We start from the raw sequence: 17,858 nt of genomic DNA, 5'->3' as shown, positions 1-17,858 counted from the left end.
TGTTTCAATATTATAAATATAATTAATTAGTATTAAAATATTGTGCTATTTTATTAAAAATTTTTAATATGTTTTTATGTTTGTTTTATGATTTCTAAAAGGTTTTTTTAAAATTTTAATATTTTGTAAGCACATATTATTGTTCACGTTAAATTATACATAATTATTTTTAAAAGTGGTTTTAATGTCAAAGCCAAGCTCTTTAAGTTCAAAAAAATGGATAAGACGGCATATTCAAGATCAGTATGTTATTATGGCTCATAAGAACAATATTCGTTCTCGATCTTATTTTAAGTTAGATCAGATTCATAGTACTATTAAATTATTTAAAAAAGGTATGCAAGTTGTTGATTTAGGTTCTTCTCCAGGTGGTTGGTCACAATATGCTAGTGAAAAAGTAGGAAAAAGGGGACGTATTATTGCATGTGATATGTTACCTATGATGCCAATTAAGGCTGTATCTTTTATTCAAGGAGACATTAGAAATCGTAGTTTTTTAAATTTTTTTTTGTCTCATTTAAATAATACAAAAATAGATTTAATTATGTCAGATATGTCTCCTAATATGAGTGGGTTTCATTGCATTGACCATTGTCGTTTTATAAATTTAAATAAGTTAGTTTTAAAGATATCTAAAAAAATATTATCAAACAATGGAATTGTATTAGTAAAGTCATTTCATGGAAGTCAGTTTAATATATTGGTCAAAAAATTTTTTGATTTTTTTATTAAAGTAAAAATCTTTAAACCACAAGCTTCTCGCACAAATTCTAGAGAAGTATATATTATAGCGTTTGGACGAAAAATATAGTTTTTAATATTTTTGTTTAATAGTCTTAAATTTATGAGGTTAATCTCTTGAGTGATATGGTTAAGAATTTGATTCTTTGGTTAGTAATTGCAGTTATATTAATGTCTATATTTCAAAATTTTAGCTCTATTAATTCGAGTTATAGAAAAGTTGATTATTCTACTTTTTTATCAGAAGTAAATCAAGATCAAATTCGTGAAACGCATATTAATGGTCGTGAAATTAGTGTAATAAAAAAAGATAATACAAAATATGTAACTTATGTTCCTATGAATGATCCTAAGTTGCTTGACACCTTATTAGTAAAAAACGTTAAGATTACAGGAGAGGTACAAGAAGAGCCGAGTTTTCTAACTTCTATCTTTATTTCATGGTTTCCCATGTTGTTGTTAATTGGAATCTGGGTCTTTTTTATGCGTCAAATGCAATTTGGTGGTGGAAAGGGTGCCATGTCTTTTGGAAAAAGTAAAGCTAGGATGTTATCTGAAGATCAAATAACTATAACTTTTTCTGATGTTGCTGGTTGTGATGAAGCAAAATCTGAAGTAAAAGAGTTAGTTGATTATCTTAGAGAACCTAGTAGATTTCAGAAATTAGGTGGAAAAATTCCAAAAGGGGTGTTAATGATTGGCCCTCCAGGAACTGGAAAAACTTTGTTAGCGAAAGCTATTGCAGGTGAAGCTAAAGTTCCTTTTTTTACTATTTCTGGATCTGATTTTGTAGAAATGTTTGTAGGAGTAGGAGCATCAAGAGTGCGTGATATGTTTGAGCATTCTAGAAAGTCTGCTCCATGTATAATCTTTATCGATGAAATAGATGCAGTAGGTAGACAAAGAGGTACTGGACTAGGAGGTGGTCATGATGAGCGTGAGCAAACATTAAATCAAATGTTAGTAGAAATGGATGGTTTTGATGGTAATGAAGGAATAATTCTAATTGCTGCCACGAATCGACCAGATGTTTTAGATCCTGCTCTTTTAAGACCTGGGAGGTTTGATCGTCAAATTTTTGTAGCATTACCTGATATTAGAGGGCGTTCTCACATACTTAAGGTTCATATGAAAAGAGTACCTTTAGATGCTGATGTGGATTCTATGATTATTGCTCGAGGAACACCTGGATTTTCTGGGGCTGATTTAGCAAATTTAGTTAATGAAGCAGCATTATCAGCGGCTAGGACTAACAGTCAAGTAGTATCTATGTTAGATTTTGAAAAAGCGAAAGATAAAATTGTCATGGGAACCGAAAGAAAGTCTATGGTAATAACAAAGAAACAACGTGAATCTACAGCGTACCATGAAGCAGGTCATGTTATTGTAGGTAGATTAGTTCCAGAGCATGATCCCGTGCATAAAGTAACTATTATTCCTAGAGGGAGAGCATTAGGGGTGACTTTCTTTTTACCAAAAGATGATATATTAAGTATTAGTAAAAATAAATTAGAAAGTCAAATATCTACTTTATATGGAGGTAGACTAGCAGAAGAAATAATTTATGGTATTGAGAACGTTTCTACTGGTGCTTTTAATGATATAAAAATTGCAACACGTTTAGCTAGAAATATGATTACTCAATGGGGATTTTCAAAAAAATTAGGTCCTCTTCTATATTCTGAAGAAGAAGGAGAAATATTTTTGGGAAAAACAGTAGTAAAATCAAAACATATGTCAAATGAAACAGCAAGAATTATTGATGAAGAAGTAAAATTGTTAATAGAAAAAAACTACCAAAGAGCTAGAACTATATTATACGACAATTTAGATATACTTCATGCAATGAAAGATGCATTGATCAAATATGAAACAATTGATTGTAATCAAATTAATGATTTAATGGAACGAAAATCTATGAGAATTCCGGCAGGATGGCACGAGAATAACAATTAAAATGGTGTTTCTAAAAAGTTATATTTGTAACTTTAATATAGTTTTAGTATGTATTTAGTTTTTTGTAACATAGTTAATTTTATTTCTCAAATTAATTTAAGTTTATAAAAAATTTATATGTAGAAATTTTTTAATATTGTGCGCTATCTCTTAAGTTTAAATTAATATTGAGAGATAGCTTGAAATTCGATATACAATAAATGTTGTAGAAGTGAGATTGTAAAAAAATAGTTTTATGTGTTTAAAGTATTTTAAAATAATTGTAGAAAATTAAAAATTTTATATATTTACGTTTGAATGTATAAGTTATAATCATTTGTTATTATATAATAATTTATATTATTAACTATAGGATGCACATTTGAATATTGGAAAGTATTTTGGAACTGATGGTATTCGAGGGAAAGTTGGTGAATTTCCTATTACTCCTGATTTTTTCTTAAAATTTGGATTTATTTTAGGAAATTTGCTTTTTAGGCATAGTCGAAAAAAGGTAATAGTTGGAATAGATACTCGTAAGTCTAGTTTTGCATTAGAAGCAGCATTAAATTCAGGATTATCTACTTCTGGAGTTTCTGTTATATCTTTAGGGAGAATTTCTACTCCAGCTGTAGGATATTTAACAAAATTACTTAAATTAGAATTAGGGATAATAATATCGGCTTCGCATAATTTATTTCAAGATAATGGTATAAAATTATTTTTTAAAAATGGTGTTAAAATTTCTTCTAAATTAAAAAAAATTGAGAATAGTTTAGGAAAACCTTTTTCTTTTAAAAATTTATCTAATTTTTCTTCTATTAAAAGAGCATATTCTATTCATAAAAAATATATTACATTCTGTAAATCATTATTTCCAAGATGTTTTAGTTTAAAAAATTTTAAAATTGTATTAGATTGCGCTAATGGTTCTACTTATAAAATAGCTCCTAAGATTTTTAGAGATTTTGGTGCACGTTTGAGAGTTATTTTTGCATCTCCAAATGGATATAACATTAATAAAAATTGTGGATCAGTAAATACAAATAATTTAAAAAACATAGTATTACTTGAAAAAGCAGATTTTGGATTAGCGTTGGATGGTGATGGTGATCGTGTAATTATGATTGATCATTTAGGAAATAAAGTAGATGGTGATAAAATTCTATATATATTAGCAAAATTTTATTTGTTTCGACATTTTAAAAAAGAAGGCGTAGTTGTAACAAAAATGAGTAATCGAGGATTATTGATAGGATTAAAAAAATTAGGTATTCCGTTTGCTATATCAAAAGTAGGTGATGTAAATGTAATAAAAAAGTTGAAAGACAAGAATTGGAGATTTGGTGCAGAAAGTTCTGGACATGTTATTATGTTGGATAAATTGCCGTTTTGTGATGGAATAGTGACTAGTTTGCAAATTATAAAAATTATGATTGATTATCGTATGAACCTTTTTGAATTATGCTCTGAAATACGGTTTTTTCCTTTTGTAATGATTAATATAAAGTTTGAAAGACAAAATTATCTTTTAAAGTATGAAAAAATACGAATTTTAATTTTTAAATATCAAAATATTTTGAGTAAATTTGGGAGGATCTATTTAAGAGAATCAGGAACGGAGACATGTTTTAGAATAATAGTAGAAGACGAAGATAAAAATGTTGTTAAGTATATATCTGATCAAATAAAAGAAAAGGTAAAACATATTGGAATTTAAAACAGTATTATTGATTTTTAAAATTTGAAGTTTTTTAAAATATATAAATTTTAGCTTTTAAATATTAGTTTTAATGTGGAATTTTATAAAGTTTAGGAATGATGTATGTATAATTTTTTTGTATGTGTTTTTATTTTTATTTGTATTTTTCTTGTTGTTTTAATTATGGTTCAAAATGATCAGGATGGTGATTCATATTCTAGTTCTATATCAGGATCTCGCAATCGTGAAATCACTTATTATAGCGATAACACATTAACTAAAGTGATAGGTATATTTGCTTTTTTATTTTTTTTGATTAGTTTAATAATATGTAATATTAGTTACAATACTATTGTATAATTATAAAAATATATTTTAAAAAGTTTTTAAATTTAAATTAATGATGCCGAGGTGGTGGAACAGGTAAACACGCTATCTTGAGGGGATAGTACTTAATTTCTTAGTTTGCGGGTTCGAGTCCCGTCCTCGGTAGAAACAATTCTATTATTATTTTTAATTTTTCTTTGTATGTTTGTCTGAATATAACAAAATCTCTGTAAATGGAGATTTTGTTATATTCAGACAAACATACAAAGAAAAATTAAAAATAATAATAGAATTGTTTCTAAATTTTAAAAATCCATAAAAATAATTATTTTTAAATATTACATGTGAGTTTATGAAATATTTATAAATTATTATAATAAATATATTTTTATTTTAGAGGTATGCATAATACAGTAATTTTAATTCCACAATGTTATTATATAAATTGAGGTAAAACTAAGATGAATAAAGAAATCTTAGCTGTTGTGGAAGTTGTTTCTAATGAGAAATCTTTATCACGTGAAAAAATTTTTGAGGTTTTAGAAAGTGCGTTAGCAATAGCAACTAAAAAGAAACACAATCAAGATATTAATGTTCGAGTGAAAATTAATCGAAAAGATGGAAGTTTTGAAACATTTCGTCGTTGGCTAGTTGTTAACGAGGTATTACATCCGACAAAAGAAATTACATTAGAAGCTGCTCGTTTTGAAAATGACTTAATAAAAGTTAATGATTATATAGAAGATAAAATGTCATCAGTTACATTTGATAGAATAACTACTCAAACAGCAAAACAAGTTATTGTTCAAAAAGTAAGAGAAGCAGAAAGAGCAATGATCGTAGATCAATTTAGAAATCATTCTGGAGAGATTATAACAGGAATAGTAAAAAAAATTCATAGAGATAGTATCACTTTAGATTTAGGTAATAATGCTTCGGCATTGATTCTTAAAGAAGATATGTTACCAAGAGAGAATTTCAGAATAGGTGATCGTATTAAAGGTGTTCTTTATGCAGTTCATCCTGAATCAAAAGGTGCTCAATTATTTGTAAGTAGATCAAAACCTGAAATGTTAATCGAATTATTTAAAATTGAAGTTCCAGAAATAGGAGAAAAAATTATCGAAATTAAAGCAGCAGCTCGTGATCCAGGGTCAAGAGCTAAAATTGCGGTAAAGAGTAATGATAAAAGAATAGATCCAGTGGGAGCATGTGTTGGGATGAGAGGAGCCCGAGTTCAAGCAGTATCTAGTGAATTATGTGGTGAACGTATTGATATAGTGCTTTGGGATGATGATCCTGCTCAATTTGTTATTAACTCTATGGCTCCAGCTGATGTTTCTTCTATTGTAATGGATGAAGACAAACACACTATGGATATTGCTGTACATTCTGGAAACTTAGCGCAAGCTATTGGAAGAAATGGACAAAATGTTAGATTAGCTTCTCATTTAAGCGGATGGGAAATTAATGTTATGACAATTGATGATTTAACATTAAAACATCAAAAAGAAGTTGATAAAATTTTGAATGTTTTTAAAAAATACTTAAAAATAGATGAAAAAATTTTAAAGATTTTAATTAGAGAAGGTTTTTCTTCATTAGAAGAATTAGTTTATGTTCCAATTGAAGAATTACTCAATGTTAGTGGTGTTGATAAAAAGTTAGCTTCTTTAATTCGAGAAGAAGCAAGAAAATCTTTAATTCTAATGCAGGAAGAAAATAAAAAAGGACCAGAACAAAAAGAGCCAGAACCAGAATTATTAAAATTGAAAGGAATAAATAAAATAATAGCTTTTAAATTAGTAAAGAAAAATATTTTTAATTTAGAAGAACTTGCTGATCAAAGTGTAGATGATCTAATCGATATTGAAGAACTCAACATGAAAACTGCTGGTGATTTAATTATGGAAGCGCGTAATATATGTTGGTTTAGTGATAAGACTTAAGAAGGAATCAATATAATTATGGAAATTAAAATAGAAAAATTAGCTAATGAAATGAAAATTTCAATAGAAAAGTTAATACAACAATGTAAAAAAGCCGGAATTATAAAAACAAAATATAATTACATTTCGAAATACGAAAAAAAAGTTTTAGAAGAATATTTAAAAAATATTAATTCTATTTCTAAAAATACATTAATTTTAAAAAGGAAAACTAGAAGTACTCTAAGTATACCTAATTCAGGGGGAAAAAATAAGTACATACATGTTGAAATTAGAAAAAAGAAAATATATTCAAAATGTGATGAAACATTAAAAAGTAAAACATTAAAAACTACTAACGAAATAGTTAAAAAAAATTTAAATAATGTTCAATTAACTCGAAATCAAAATAATAGAAATAAAGATCATTCTTATAAGAATAGCTTTCAAGATGGTCGTATTTTAAGTAGTTCACACAAAATGTTTGAAAATAATAAAAGAAAAATATCTAATATTCCTAATCTTGTTGGAAACAAAAAAATATTTTTAAAAAAAACGAAATTAAAGAGTAACTTAAGTGTACAAAACTTTGATATTGAAAAAAAACAAGCAAATAAAAATAATAATAAAGGAAAGTTTTTAACAAATGATAAACGTCATGTTAAGAAACACATATTTCAAACTGATTATATAAATAATAGTGTTAATAACAATATTACATTTAATACTCGATTAAACGATAAAAAAAATAAAATAAAAGTACATCGTCAAAAAAATATTGAAAGAACAAAAAATTTAGAAAATATAAGAAAATCTGTTCGTGTACAAAAAAATAATGAACACTATAAAAATAGTACATTAAAGCAAATCTTTAAAAAACCATCTTCTATAGTGAATAGAAATGTAACCATTGGAAGTATTATTACGATATCTGAATTAGCCAATAAAATGGCAATAAAAAGTTCTAAATTGATTAATGTTATGACCCAACTAGGTTACATAATAACAACTGCTCATCAAAGTTTAGATAGAGATATAGCACAATTAGTAGCAGAAGAAATGGGACATAAAGTTACCATATGTTATGAAAATGAATTAGAAAAAAAAATTATGGAAAATCGTAATGTTAATAAGAAAAATGTAGAAACCCGTCCTCCTATAGTAACTATTATGGGTCATGTTGATCACGGAAAGACATCATTGTTAGATTATATTAGACTAACTAAAGTTGCTTCTCAAGAATCAGGAGGGATAACACAACATATAGGTGCTTATCATATTACAGTAAATAATAAAATTATTACGTTTTTAGATACTCCGGGTCATGCAGCTTTTACTGCTATGAGAGCTCGAGGTGCAAAGGTTACTGATATAGTAGTGTTAGTAGTAGCTGCAGATGATGGTGTTAAGCCTCAAACAATAGAAGCAATACAACATGCTAAAGCAGCATCTGTACCTATATTAGTAGCAATAAACAAAATAGATAAATTGGACTCAGAACCTGAAAAAGTTAAAAATGAACTAATAAAACATAACATTGTTCCAGAAGAATGGGGCGGTGAAAATATTTTTGTTCATATTTCAGCTAAATCAGGTGAAGGTATTGAAGATTTGTTAAAATCTATTTTAATACAGTCTGAAATGTTAGAATTAAAAGCAACGTTTGAAGGTATGGCTACAGGATCGGTAATTGAAGCATCTTTGGATAAAGGAAATGGACCTAGTGCTACTATTTTAATACAAGAAGGTACATTAAATAAAGGAGATATAGTACTATGTGGATTAGAATATGGGAAAATTCGCGTTATGAAAGATTTAAAAAATAAAGAAATTCAATCCGCTAGTCCTTCTATTCCAGTTAAAATTTTAGGATTGTCAGGAATTCCTATTTCTGGAGACAAAATTATCGTAGTTAAACATGAAAAAGATGCTAGAGAAGTGGCTTTATATCGTCAAAAAAAAATTAAAGAAAATCTTTTTTCTAATAAAAAAGATTTTAAATTATCTGATATCTTTAAAAATATAAAACGGGATAATTTATTGAATTTTAACATTATTTTAAAGTCAGATGTTCAAGGATCTTTAGAAGCTATCTCTAATTCTTTACAGGAATTATCTAACAAGGATATAAAAGTAAAAATTATAGGAAAAGGAGTAGGGAATATTACAGAAACTGATGCATCATTAGCGTTAGCTTCAAATTCTATTATTATAGGATTTAATGTTAAACTTGAATCTTCTGCAAAACGGATTATTGAAGTAGAAAATTTGAATTGTCGATGTTATTCAGTAATATATCATATTTTTGATGAAGTTAAAAAAGCTATGCATGGAATGAAGTCTCCTAAGCATAAAAAGAAAACTTTAGGATTAGCTAAAGTAAGAAATACGTTTAAATCTCGAAAATTTGGAAATATAGCTGGATGTACAGTACTTGAAGGCATAATTCGACGAAATGATTTAATTCAAATAATAAGAAATAACAAAGTAATTTATAATGGAGAGTTAGAATCTTTAAAAAGATTTAAAGAAGATGTAAATAAAGTAAAAAAGGGAATAGAATGTGGTATCGGAATAAAAAATTATAATGATATTTGTATTAATGATTTAATAGAAGCGTTTTGTACGTTAGAAATTAAATAAAACATAAATATTGTTAATTTTCTAATTTTTAAGAAATGATTGGAGAGCATTTTAAATGTTACAGTCTAACCGTTCTCTTCGTGTATCAAAAGAACTAAAAAAAGAAATTTCATGGGTTATTAAACATTTCTTAGGAAATTTTTTTTTAAAATTTTTAATAACAGTTTCGGAAGTACAAGTTTCTCGAGATTTAAACTATTCCAAAGTATATATTAGTGTTTTTAATACAGATACAATGTTTTCTTCCAGTGAGGTTATTTCGAAACTACAAAAATCTGCATCCTATATCAGATATATATTAGCTAAGAGAATTTTTTTAAGAGTTGTTCCTGTTTTAAGTTTTTTTTATGATGATTCATTAATAAAAGGTATAAGAATGAATAATTTGATAAACAAGTCTTTATTGCATGAAGCAAAAAAAAAGCTTTAACGTTAAGGATAGTTAAATGTCTTTAAATGTATTTAAAAGAATTAATGGCATTATATTAATAAACAAGCCTAGCGGTTTTTCTTCTAATGGTATTTTACAGAAAGTAAAAAAGATATTAAATATAAAAAAAGCAGGACATACAGGATCATTAGATCCTATTGCTACAGGAATGTTACCAATTTGTTGTGGAGAAGCAACTAAATTTTCCCAGTTTTTATTTAAAGCTAGAAAACATTATTGTGTTTTAGCTAAATTAGGGCAAACTACAGATACATCAGATTCCGAAGGTAAAATTATTAGAACGAGAACAGTAAATTTTGTATTTCAAAAGTTAGTTGAAGTTTTAAATTCTTTTCGAGGGGAAATTCAACAAACTCCTTCAATGTATTCCGCCATAAAATATAAAGGTAAATCGTTATATAAATATGCTCGAAGAGGAATTATCGTTCCTAGAAAAAGTCGAAAAATTACTATTTATCAATTGAAATATATCAATTATGACAACTGTTTTTTAGAATTAGAAGTAATATGTTCTAAAGGAACGTATATTAGAACTTTAATAGAGGATATAGGAGAATCTTTAGGTTGTGGAGCGCATGTAATTAAATTGCATAGGTTACAAGTAGGGAATTATTTATCTTCTAGTATGGTTACTATAAGTCAACTTAAATCACTAAAGAAATTTGAAATAAAGATTTTTTTTAAAAAATTAAATAAGATTTTGTTTCCTATAGATTCTCCTGTATTAATTTTTCCAGAAATAAATGTATCTGATACAGAAGCGCATACAATAAAAAGTGGAAAAAAAATTAAAGTTGTTTGTAACTCAAATAGTTTATTTTTTCGAATAACACAAGGAAAAGATAAACAATTTATTGGAATAGGAAAAGTTAATAAATGTCGAGAGTTATTTCCTTATCGTTTAGTTTCAGATAATTAGTATTCTGGATATTTTTTACAAGATCTATATAATAGTAATATAATAAATATTAAATATATTTCTTAGTTTTTATTTTTCTGTTAATAGCAAAACATTACATGGAGTATAATAATATGTCTGTAGATATCTTAAAAAAAAATGATTTGATTATAAAATTCGGTATTAACAAAAAAGATAGCGGACGATCTGAGGTACAAATTGCTTTATTAACATATAAAATTAATTGTTTACAAAAACATTTTTTTATTCATAAAAAAGATTTCTGTAGTAGGCGCGGATTACTAAATATGGTATCGCATCGTAGAAAGTTATTAAATTATTTAAAAAATAAAGATACATCACGTTACGTATACATTATTAATCAGTTAAAATTACGTCGTTAAAAATTAAAATTATAAATGTTTTGTTTTAATGCATATATAAAACTATGTTTTTAAAAGGGCAGGTAGCCCTTTTTAAAGATTTTCAGTAAATGTGAAATTTACATAGTAACAATATTTTTAAAAACATTTTATTTTCAAACATTTCATGTGTTTTATTAAATATTTTATATTTTATTTAAAAACAAATAAAATTTTTAATTTTTAAATCATATTTGATAGAAATGTCAATTATAAAATATTAAGGACATTATTTTGTTAAACCCTATTGTACGTAAATTTCAATATGGTCAACATACTGTTACATTAGAAACAGGTGAAATGGCTAGACAAGCCAATGCAGCTGTAATGGCTAGCATGGATGATACTTCGGTATTCGTAACTGTTGTTGGTCAAAAAAAAGTATTATCCGATCAAAAATTTTTTCCGTTGACAGTAAGTTATCAAGAAAGAACTTATGCCGCAGGACGTATTCCTGGTGGTTTTTTTAGGCGTGAAGGTAGACCAAGTGAAAATGAAATATTAATTGCTCGTTTAATTGATCGTCCTATTCGTCCATTGTTTCCAAAAAGATTTTTCGATGAAATACAAATTATTGCTACAGTAGTTTCGTTAAATCCAAAAGTAAATCCTGATATTATTGCGATAATTGGAGCATCTGCTGCACTAAGCATATCAGGATTACCATTTTCTGGACCTATTGGAGCGGCTAGAGTTGGCTATATAAATAATAAATATATATTAAATCCAAATGTTGATCAGATTAAGTCAAGTGATTTAGATTTAGTAATATCTGGTACTATGCAATCTATTTTAATGGTGGAAGCTGCAGCTAATATTTTATCTGAAGATAGAATTTTAGAAGCTATTTTTTTTGGACATCAACAACAACAAATAGTTATTCAGAATATCAACAGTTTAGTGAGTGATATAGATATTCCTGCTTGGGAAACTAATTTAAATCTTATAGATGAAAGTTTAAAATTAAGGGTTATTGATCTTTCTAAAAGCAATATTGATGATGCATATAAAATTTTAGATAGAAAAAAAAGATTAGAAATGTTAAACAAAATTAAATCTGATACAATAACCACTTTGATTGGTGAAGATTTTGTTATAAATGAAATAGAAATACAGTCTTTATTTCAAGACATTGAAAGAGATATTGTTCGGAATCGTATTTTAAGTAATTCATTAAGAATAGATGGTAGAGAAAAAGAGGCAATACGTGAGATACGTATACGTACCGGGATATTACCTAGAGTTCATGGTTCTGCATTATTTACAAGAGGAGATACACAATCTTTAGTTTCAGTTACTTTGGGAACATCTCGTGATGCTCAAAACGTTGATGAATTGTTAGGTGATAGGACAGACAACTTTCTATTTCATTATAATTTTCCTCCGTATTCAGTAGGTGAAATAGGTACTGTAGGTTCTCCCAAGCGTCGTGAAATAGGTCATGGAAAGTTAGCAAAACGTAGTATATTAGCAGTTATGCCGAAGTTGGAAAATTTTCCTTATACAATACGTATTGTTTCTGAAATAATGGAATCTAATGGTTCTTCTTCTATGGCATCGGTATGTGGTGCTTCTTTAGCTCTTATGGATGCTGGAGTTCCAATATCATCAGCAGTGGCAGGAGTAGCTATGGGATTAGTAAAAGAATTAGATAAATTTGTAATTTTATCTGATATTTTAGGTGATGAAGATTATCTAGGCGATATGGATTTTAAGGTGGCTGGAAGTAAAAATGGTATTACTGCATTGCAAATGGACATAAAAATTAATAGTATCACTAAAAAGATTATTAAGTTAGCACTTTATCAAGCAAGAAAAGCTAGGTTGTATATTTTAAAAATTATGAAAAAAGCGATAAGATTACCAAGGGGGGATATTTCTGAATTTGCTCCTCGTATTCATACAATTCAAATAAACCCTGAAAAAATCAAAGATGTAATTGGAAAAGGCGGATCAGTTATTCGAATGTTAACAGAAGAAACAGGTACTACAATCGAAATTGAAGATAATGGAACAGTTAAAATTTCTGCTATGATACAAGAGAAAGCTAGAAATGCTATTCGTAGGATTAAAGAAATTACAACTGAAATTAAAGTAGGAAAGATTTATAGTGGTAAAGTTACTCGGATTGTTGATTTTGGTGCGTTTGTATCTATTGGAATAGGAAAAGAAGGATTAGTTCATATTTCTCAAATTTCTAGTAAACGTGTAGAGAAAGTAGCTGATCATCTTCAGTTAAATCAAAAAGTATTTGTAAAAGTATTAGAAATAGATAGGCAAGGTAGATTGAGATTAAGTATTAAAGAAAATAAAACATCTTTATATTAAATTTCAATTTGTATCACAAATAATGTTGTATTACTACAATATGTTAAAAAATTTTTATAAGTTTTAACAAAACATATTATATTTAAATTTTAATATTGAAAGTTCTATTTTATAGAAATATTTGTATTATACTTTAAAATATAATACTTGTACTAATTCAAGCTAATCTATATAACTATTTAAAATTAGTAAAGTAATATTTAGAATTTGTTTCAAAATGCTATTTTAGTTATTAACTTTAAATTTAAATGTATAGATGCATTTAAGCGTTCAATACGATTCGAATCTTATTCTATATGTATTAAGTTATATTTGATAAAATATGTATTTAAATATTTTATTGAAATATAATGAAAATAATTTATTATTACTCTTTTTAGAGTATGAGTATTTTAATTATCTATTTTGAACCGGTTAACATTTTCCAATGAAAATAAAAAATATTTTTATTATAAGTTATGTAAACTGGTCGTTGTTACTTAAGAGGCACATATATTTTACATGATTTATACTTATAAAAAAACATTTTCTAATTTAGGTTTAAATTCGTCTATCATAAATGCATTGAATGATATAGGATATGTTGAACCTTCTCCTATTCAATCTGCATGTATTCCATACCTTTTATCTGGACAAGATGTATTAGGGATGGCACAAACAGGAAGTGGAAAAACTGCTGCTTTTGCTTTACCTTTATTAAATAATGTTAAGTTACATTTAAAAATTCCTCAAATTTTAGTTTTAACACCTACTCGTGAACTAGCAGTTCAAGTTGCTGAGGCTTTTTCTTGTTTCTCAAAAAATTTAATTGGATTACGTGTACTACCGTTATATGGTGGTCAAAAATATGATGTGCAATTAAAAATCTTGAGAAAAGGACCTCAAATTATAGTTGGTACTCCAGGTCGTTTACTTGATCATTTGAAAAGAGGGACATTGAATTTATCTAATTTAAATGGTTTGGTATTAGATGAAGCTGATGAGATGTTAAGAATGGGATTTATAGAAGATGTAGAAAATATTATGTCTCAAATTCCAATGAATCATCAAACAGCTTTATTTTCAGCTACCATGCCGGATGCTATTCGAAGAATTTCTAAAAGATTTATGAAAAATCCAAAAGAAATTAAAATTCAATCTAATACTATTACACGTCCTGATATTCAACAGAAGTTTTGGATAGTATATGGTAGAAAAACTGATGCATTAGTACGTTTTTTAGAAGCAGAAGATTTTTCTGCAACAATCATATTTGTACGAACTAAAAACGCGACATTAGAAGTCTCTGAAGCTTTAGGAAATCATGGTTATAACAGTGCTGCATTAAATGGAGATATGAATCAATCTCTTAGAGAACAAACGTTAGAGAAATTAAAAGATGGAAGATTAGATATATTAATAGCCACTGACGTTGCTTCTAGAGGATTAGATGTTGATCGAATAAGTTTAGTAATTAACTATGATATTCCTATGGATGTAGAATCGTATGTACATCGTATTGGTCGTACAGGAAGAGCAGGTAGAAAAGGAAAAGCATTATTATTTGTTGAAAATCGAGAGAGACGTTTATTAAGAAATATTGAACGAATTATGAAAGTAAATATGACAGAAGTAAAATTACCAAAAATTGAATTTTTAAGTAAGCGTAGATTAGAAAAATTTGCAAAAAAAGTACAATTTCAATTAGAAAGTCAAGATCTAGATCAATATCGCAAGTTATTACCTAAGTTAATATCTTTAGAAAAATTAGACATAGAATTGTTAGCAGCTGCGTTATTGAAAATGGCACAAGGAGAACGGCCTCTTATTATTAAACCTGATATTTCAATGTATGCATTTCGAAATACAATCGAACGTAAAAATTATGTTAATCGATATCATGATACTAAAAAGAATTTTCAACTTCATCGAGGAAATAAAGAAAATAATAATATGAATTTATATCGAATTGAAGTGGGAAAAAACGATGGTGTAGAAGTACGTCATATTGTTGGAGCAATTGCTAATGAGGGGAACATTAGCAGTAAAAATATTGGTAGCGTTAAATTATTTTCAACTTATTCTACAGTTGAATTACCAAAAAAATTATCAACAGTTTTATCAAAATTGTTTTCTCATACTAAAATACTCAATAAATTAATTAATATGAAAATGTTGCATAATGTAAAACATCAAAATAATTATCGATATGGAAATAAGAAAAAAAATTATAATAAAGAATCTTTTAATTCTAAAAAAATAATTGATCAAACAAAAATCACTAAAAATACGTATAAAGATAATAAACATATCCTTTCTTATCATCGTAAAGTTATTTAATGTATTACATATATGAAATTAAAATGTTTAAATTTTAATTTATTTATATAAAACATACGTCAGATTTTATTTGACTTAAATAACATAATTTTAAAACATTTTAAAAATTGTTATTAATTTAATATAATTTTACAGAAATTTTATTTTCATATTTTATAAATATTTATTTTATAAGGCAAAGGAGTACATTCTTTGCCTTGTTATATTTTATTTTAAGTCAAACTTTTATATGCGATAGCTTCGATTTCAATCAAAGAGTTTTGTGGTAATTTAGATACTTCAACACAAGATCTAGTAGGGAAACGATTAGAATATTTTGAAAAAAACTTTTTGTAGGTATCATTGACAATATTTAATTTTTCTAGATCAGTTATAAATAAAGTAGTTTTTATGACGTTTTCAACTTTAGCATTATATCTTTTTAAAATACATTTGATATTTTTTAATATATTTTTAGTTTGAAGTATAATACTGTTATTTTCATTATTTTTATCAATGGAACTAGAAATTTGTCCTGATATGAAAATTAAATTTTCTACTTGTATTGCTGTTGTATACGGTCCTATAGGATGTGACCCTATATCTTTATTACATTCGTTTGTATTCATAGTGTAATTTTCCTGGAAATATTTTACTAATTTTAAATTTTTACTATTAAATATATAAAGAATGATTTAAAACATCAATTTTATTAGTCATTGATTTCCTAAAATAATGTTTTTTTAAATTCTTTTTCACAATATTTACATATTAAATACATATTATTATTTTTTTTAAATTTAAAGCTAGATGATATTTCTATGTCATTACTGATGCAATTATTATTAGGACATAGCAAGATTTTATTTATTTGATGTGGTACATTAAGAAATATCTTATCTATTAATTTATAATTGTTAATATAATTTACTGTAGCGTATGGAGCATAGATTGATAATTGATCTATTTGATTACCAGTTAAAAATATGTTTTCTATTTTTATTAGATCTTTTTTAATTATTTTTTTTGAAGGTAAATTTAATCCTATTATAATACGCTCTTCTATTTTTGAAAGTTTAAATAGTGTTAATAATTTGAAGCCTATACAAATAGGGATATGATCAATAACACTTCCGCAATTAATTGCTTCTACTTCTAATTTTTTAATATGATTCATATTATATTTTTTTTTAATATAAGTGCTAATAATGCTTGACGTGCATATATTCCGTTTTTCGCTTGTTGAAAATACCAAGCATGTGGTGTTTGATCTACATCTTTAGCAATTTCATTAATTCTAGGTAATGGATGTAAGATTTTTAAGTTCTTTTTAGCATTGTGTAAATCAGTTGCTTTTAATATATATTGTGTTTTTATATTGACATGTTCAGGAGATTTAAATCGTTCTTTTTGAACACGTGTCATGTATAAAATATCTATTTTTGGAATTATTTCTTGAATACTTTCGTATCTATTCCAAATTATTTTTTTTTCGTGTAGCATAGTATTTATATAATTAGGCATAGTAAGTGTATCCGGAGAAATAAAGAAAAAGCTATTGTTTTTAAATTTTGACAAAGCTTGCGTTAACGAATGAACTGTTCTTCCATATTTCAAATCTCCTACAATTCCTATTTTTAAATTATTTAACTTTCTTTGTGTTTCTTGAATAGTAAATAAATCTAATAATGTTTGAGTGGGATGTTGATTAGCACCATCTCCAGCATTTATCACGGGAATGTGATTAGAATGTTCAGATGCTAATCGAGCTGATCCTTCTTTAGGATGACGGATAATAATTAAATCAACATATGCGCTAATAACTGATATAGTATCTGATAGACTTTCTCCTTTTTTTTCAAGAGAAATGTTATTTCCGTCAGAAAATCCAATAATTGATGCTCCTAATTTAAGTATAGCAGTTTCAAAAGATAATCTTGTGCGAGTAGAAGCTTCGAAAAAACAGATGGCGATGATTTTATTTTTTAATAATTTGAGATAATTTTTTTTTTAAAAACATTAGCAATTTTTAAAATTAATTTTAGTTCTTTTTTGGTTAAATCGTTGATAGATATAATACTTTTTAAATGTAAACTTTGATTCATTTTTTTATTATTCTTCTTTATTAAAATTAGCATTATAATTATAATGATAATGTATATCATGTTTCAAAATAGATACAATA

Annotated in this window: 13 protein-coding genes, 1 tRNA gene and 1 pseudogene; 12 read left to right on the top strand and 3 right to left on the bottom strand. The window is 26.4% G+C overall.

Annotation, left to right across the window (positions count from 1 at the left end):
- Positions 1–184 precede the first annotated feature (184 nt).
- From U0T63_01750 to U0T63_01695, 12 genes are all read left to right on the top strand, one after another.
- On the top strand, positions 185–811 hold the full coding sequence (locus tag U0T63_01750; GenBank protein XBC39068.1) for an SAM-dependent methyltransferase: 627 nt from the start codon (positions 185–187) through the stop codon (positions 809–811).
- A gap of 56 nt (positions 812–867) precedes the next feature.
- Positions 868–2,697, top strand: coding sequence for an ATP-dependent zinc metalloprotease FtsH (gene ftsH / locus U0T63_01745; GenBank protein XBC39494.1), 1,830 nt, complete (start codon positions 868–870; stop codon positions 2,695–2,697).
- Between the two features lie 361 nt (positions 2,698–3,058).
- Complete coding sequence (gene glmM, locus U0T63_01740) at positions 3,059–4,396, top strand: phosphoglucosamine mutase (protein XBC39067.1); 1,338 nt, start codon at positions 3,059–3,061, stop codon at positions 4,394–4,396.
- 105 nt (positions 4,397–4,501) lie between these two features.
- Positions 4,502–4,738 carry a preprotein translocase subunit SecG gene (gene secG / locus U0T63_01735; protein XBC39066.1) on the top strand — a complete coding sequence of 79 codons (237 nt, stop codon included), beginning with the start codon at positions 4,502–4,504 and terminating at the stop codon, positions 4,736–4,738.
- Positions 4,739–4,783: 45 nt separating this feature from the next.
- Positions 4,784–4,870 (top strand) — tRNA-Leu (locus tag U0T63_01730).
- A 296-nt stretch (positions 4,871–5,166) separates the two neighbouring features.
- Positions 5,167–6,654, top strand: coding sequence for a transcription termination factor NusA (gene nusA, locus U0T63_01725; GenBank protein XBC39065.1), 1,488 nt, complete (start codon positions 5,167–5,169; stop codon positions 6,652–6,654).
- Positions 6,655–6,669: 15 nt separating this feature from the next.
- Positions 6,670–9,276: a translation initiation factor IF-2 gene (gene infB / locus U0T63_01720; GenBank protein ID XBC39493.1), complete on the top strand. Its 2,607-nt coding sequence runs from the start codon at positions 6,670–6,672 to the stop codon at positions 9,274–9,276.
- A 55-nt stretch (positions 9,277–9,331) separates the two neighbouring features.
- Positions 9,332–9,706 (top strand): 30S ribosome-binding factor RbfA, encoded by a 375-nt coding sequence (rbfA, locus tag U0T63_01715; GenBank protein XBC39064.1) that lies wholly within the window; start codon positions 9,332–9,334, stop codon positions 9,704–9,706.
- Positions 9,707–9,722: 16 nt separating this feature from the next.
- On the top strand, positions 9,723–10,646 hold the full coding sequence (gene truB / locus U0T63_01710; GenBank protein ID XBC39063.1) for a tRNA pseudouridine(55) synthase TruB: 924 nt from the start codon (positions 9,723–9,725) through the stop codon (positions 10,644–10,646).
- Between the two features lie 113 nt (positions 10,647–10,759).
- Positions 10,760–11,029 carry a 30S ribosomal protein S15 gene (gene rpsO, locus U0T63_01705; GenBank protein ID XBC39062.1) on the top strand — a complete coding sequence of 90 codons (270 nt, stop codon included), beginning with the start codon at positions 10,760–10,762 and terminating at the stop codon, positions 11,027–11,029.
- A 252-nt stretch (positions 11,030–11,281) separates the two neighbouring features.
- A complete protein-coding gene (gene pnp / locus U0T63_01700; GenBank protein ID XBC39061.1) occupies positions 11,282–13,375 on the top strand; it encodes a polyribonucleotide nucleotidyltransferase in 2,094 nt (697 codons plus the stop codon).
- Positions 13,376–13,879: 504 nt separating this feature from the next.
- Positions 13,880–15,694 (top strand): DEAD/DEAH box helicase, encoded by a 1,815-nt coding sequence (locus U0T63_01695; GenBank protein ID XBC39492.1) that lies wholly within the window; start codon positions 13,880–13,882, stop codon positions 15,692–15,694.
- A gap of 212 nt (positions 15,695–15,906) precedes the next feature.
- Here U0T63_01695 and U0T63_01690 read toward each other — a convergent pair whose 3' ends face one another.
- From U0T63_01690 to pyrB, 3 genes and pseudogenes are all read right to left on the bottom strand, one after another.
- Positions 15,907–16,302, bottom strand: coding sequence for a Rid family detoxifying hydrolase (locus tag U0T63_01690; GenBank protein ID XBC39060.1), 396 nt, complete (start codon positions 16,300–16,302; stop codon positions 15,907–15,909).
- 98 nt (positions 16,303–16,400) lie between these two features.
- On the bottom strand, positions 16,401–16,850 hold the full coding sequence (gene pyrI, locus U0T63_01685; protein XBC39059.1) for an aspartate carbamoyltransferase regulatory subunit: 450 nt from the start codon (positions 16,848–16,850) through the stop codon (positions 16,401–16,403).
- Positions 16,847–17,778 (bottom strand): annotated as a pseudogene (gene pyrB, locus U0T63_01680) (aspartate carbamoyltransferase). The gene pyrI and the pseudogene pyrB overlap by 4 nt, the downstream one beginning before the upstream one ends.
- Between the last annotated feature and the right edge of the window lie 80 nt (positions 17,779–17,858).

Source organism: Buchnera aphidicola (Nurudea shiraii), assembly GCA_039829955.1.
GTDB classification, from domain to species: domain Bacteria; phylum Pseudomonadota; class Gammaproteobacteria; order Enterobacterales; family Enterobacteriaceae; genus Buchnera_B; species Buchnera_B aphidicola_AY.
This window is presented reverse-complemented; position numbering and strand designations above follow the sequence as displayed.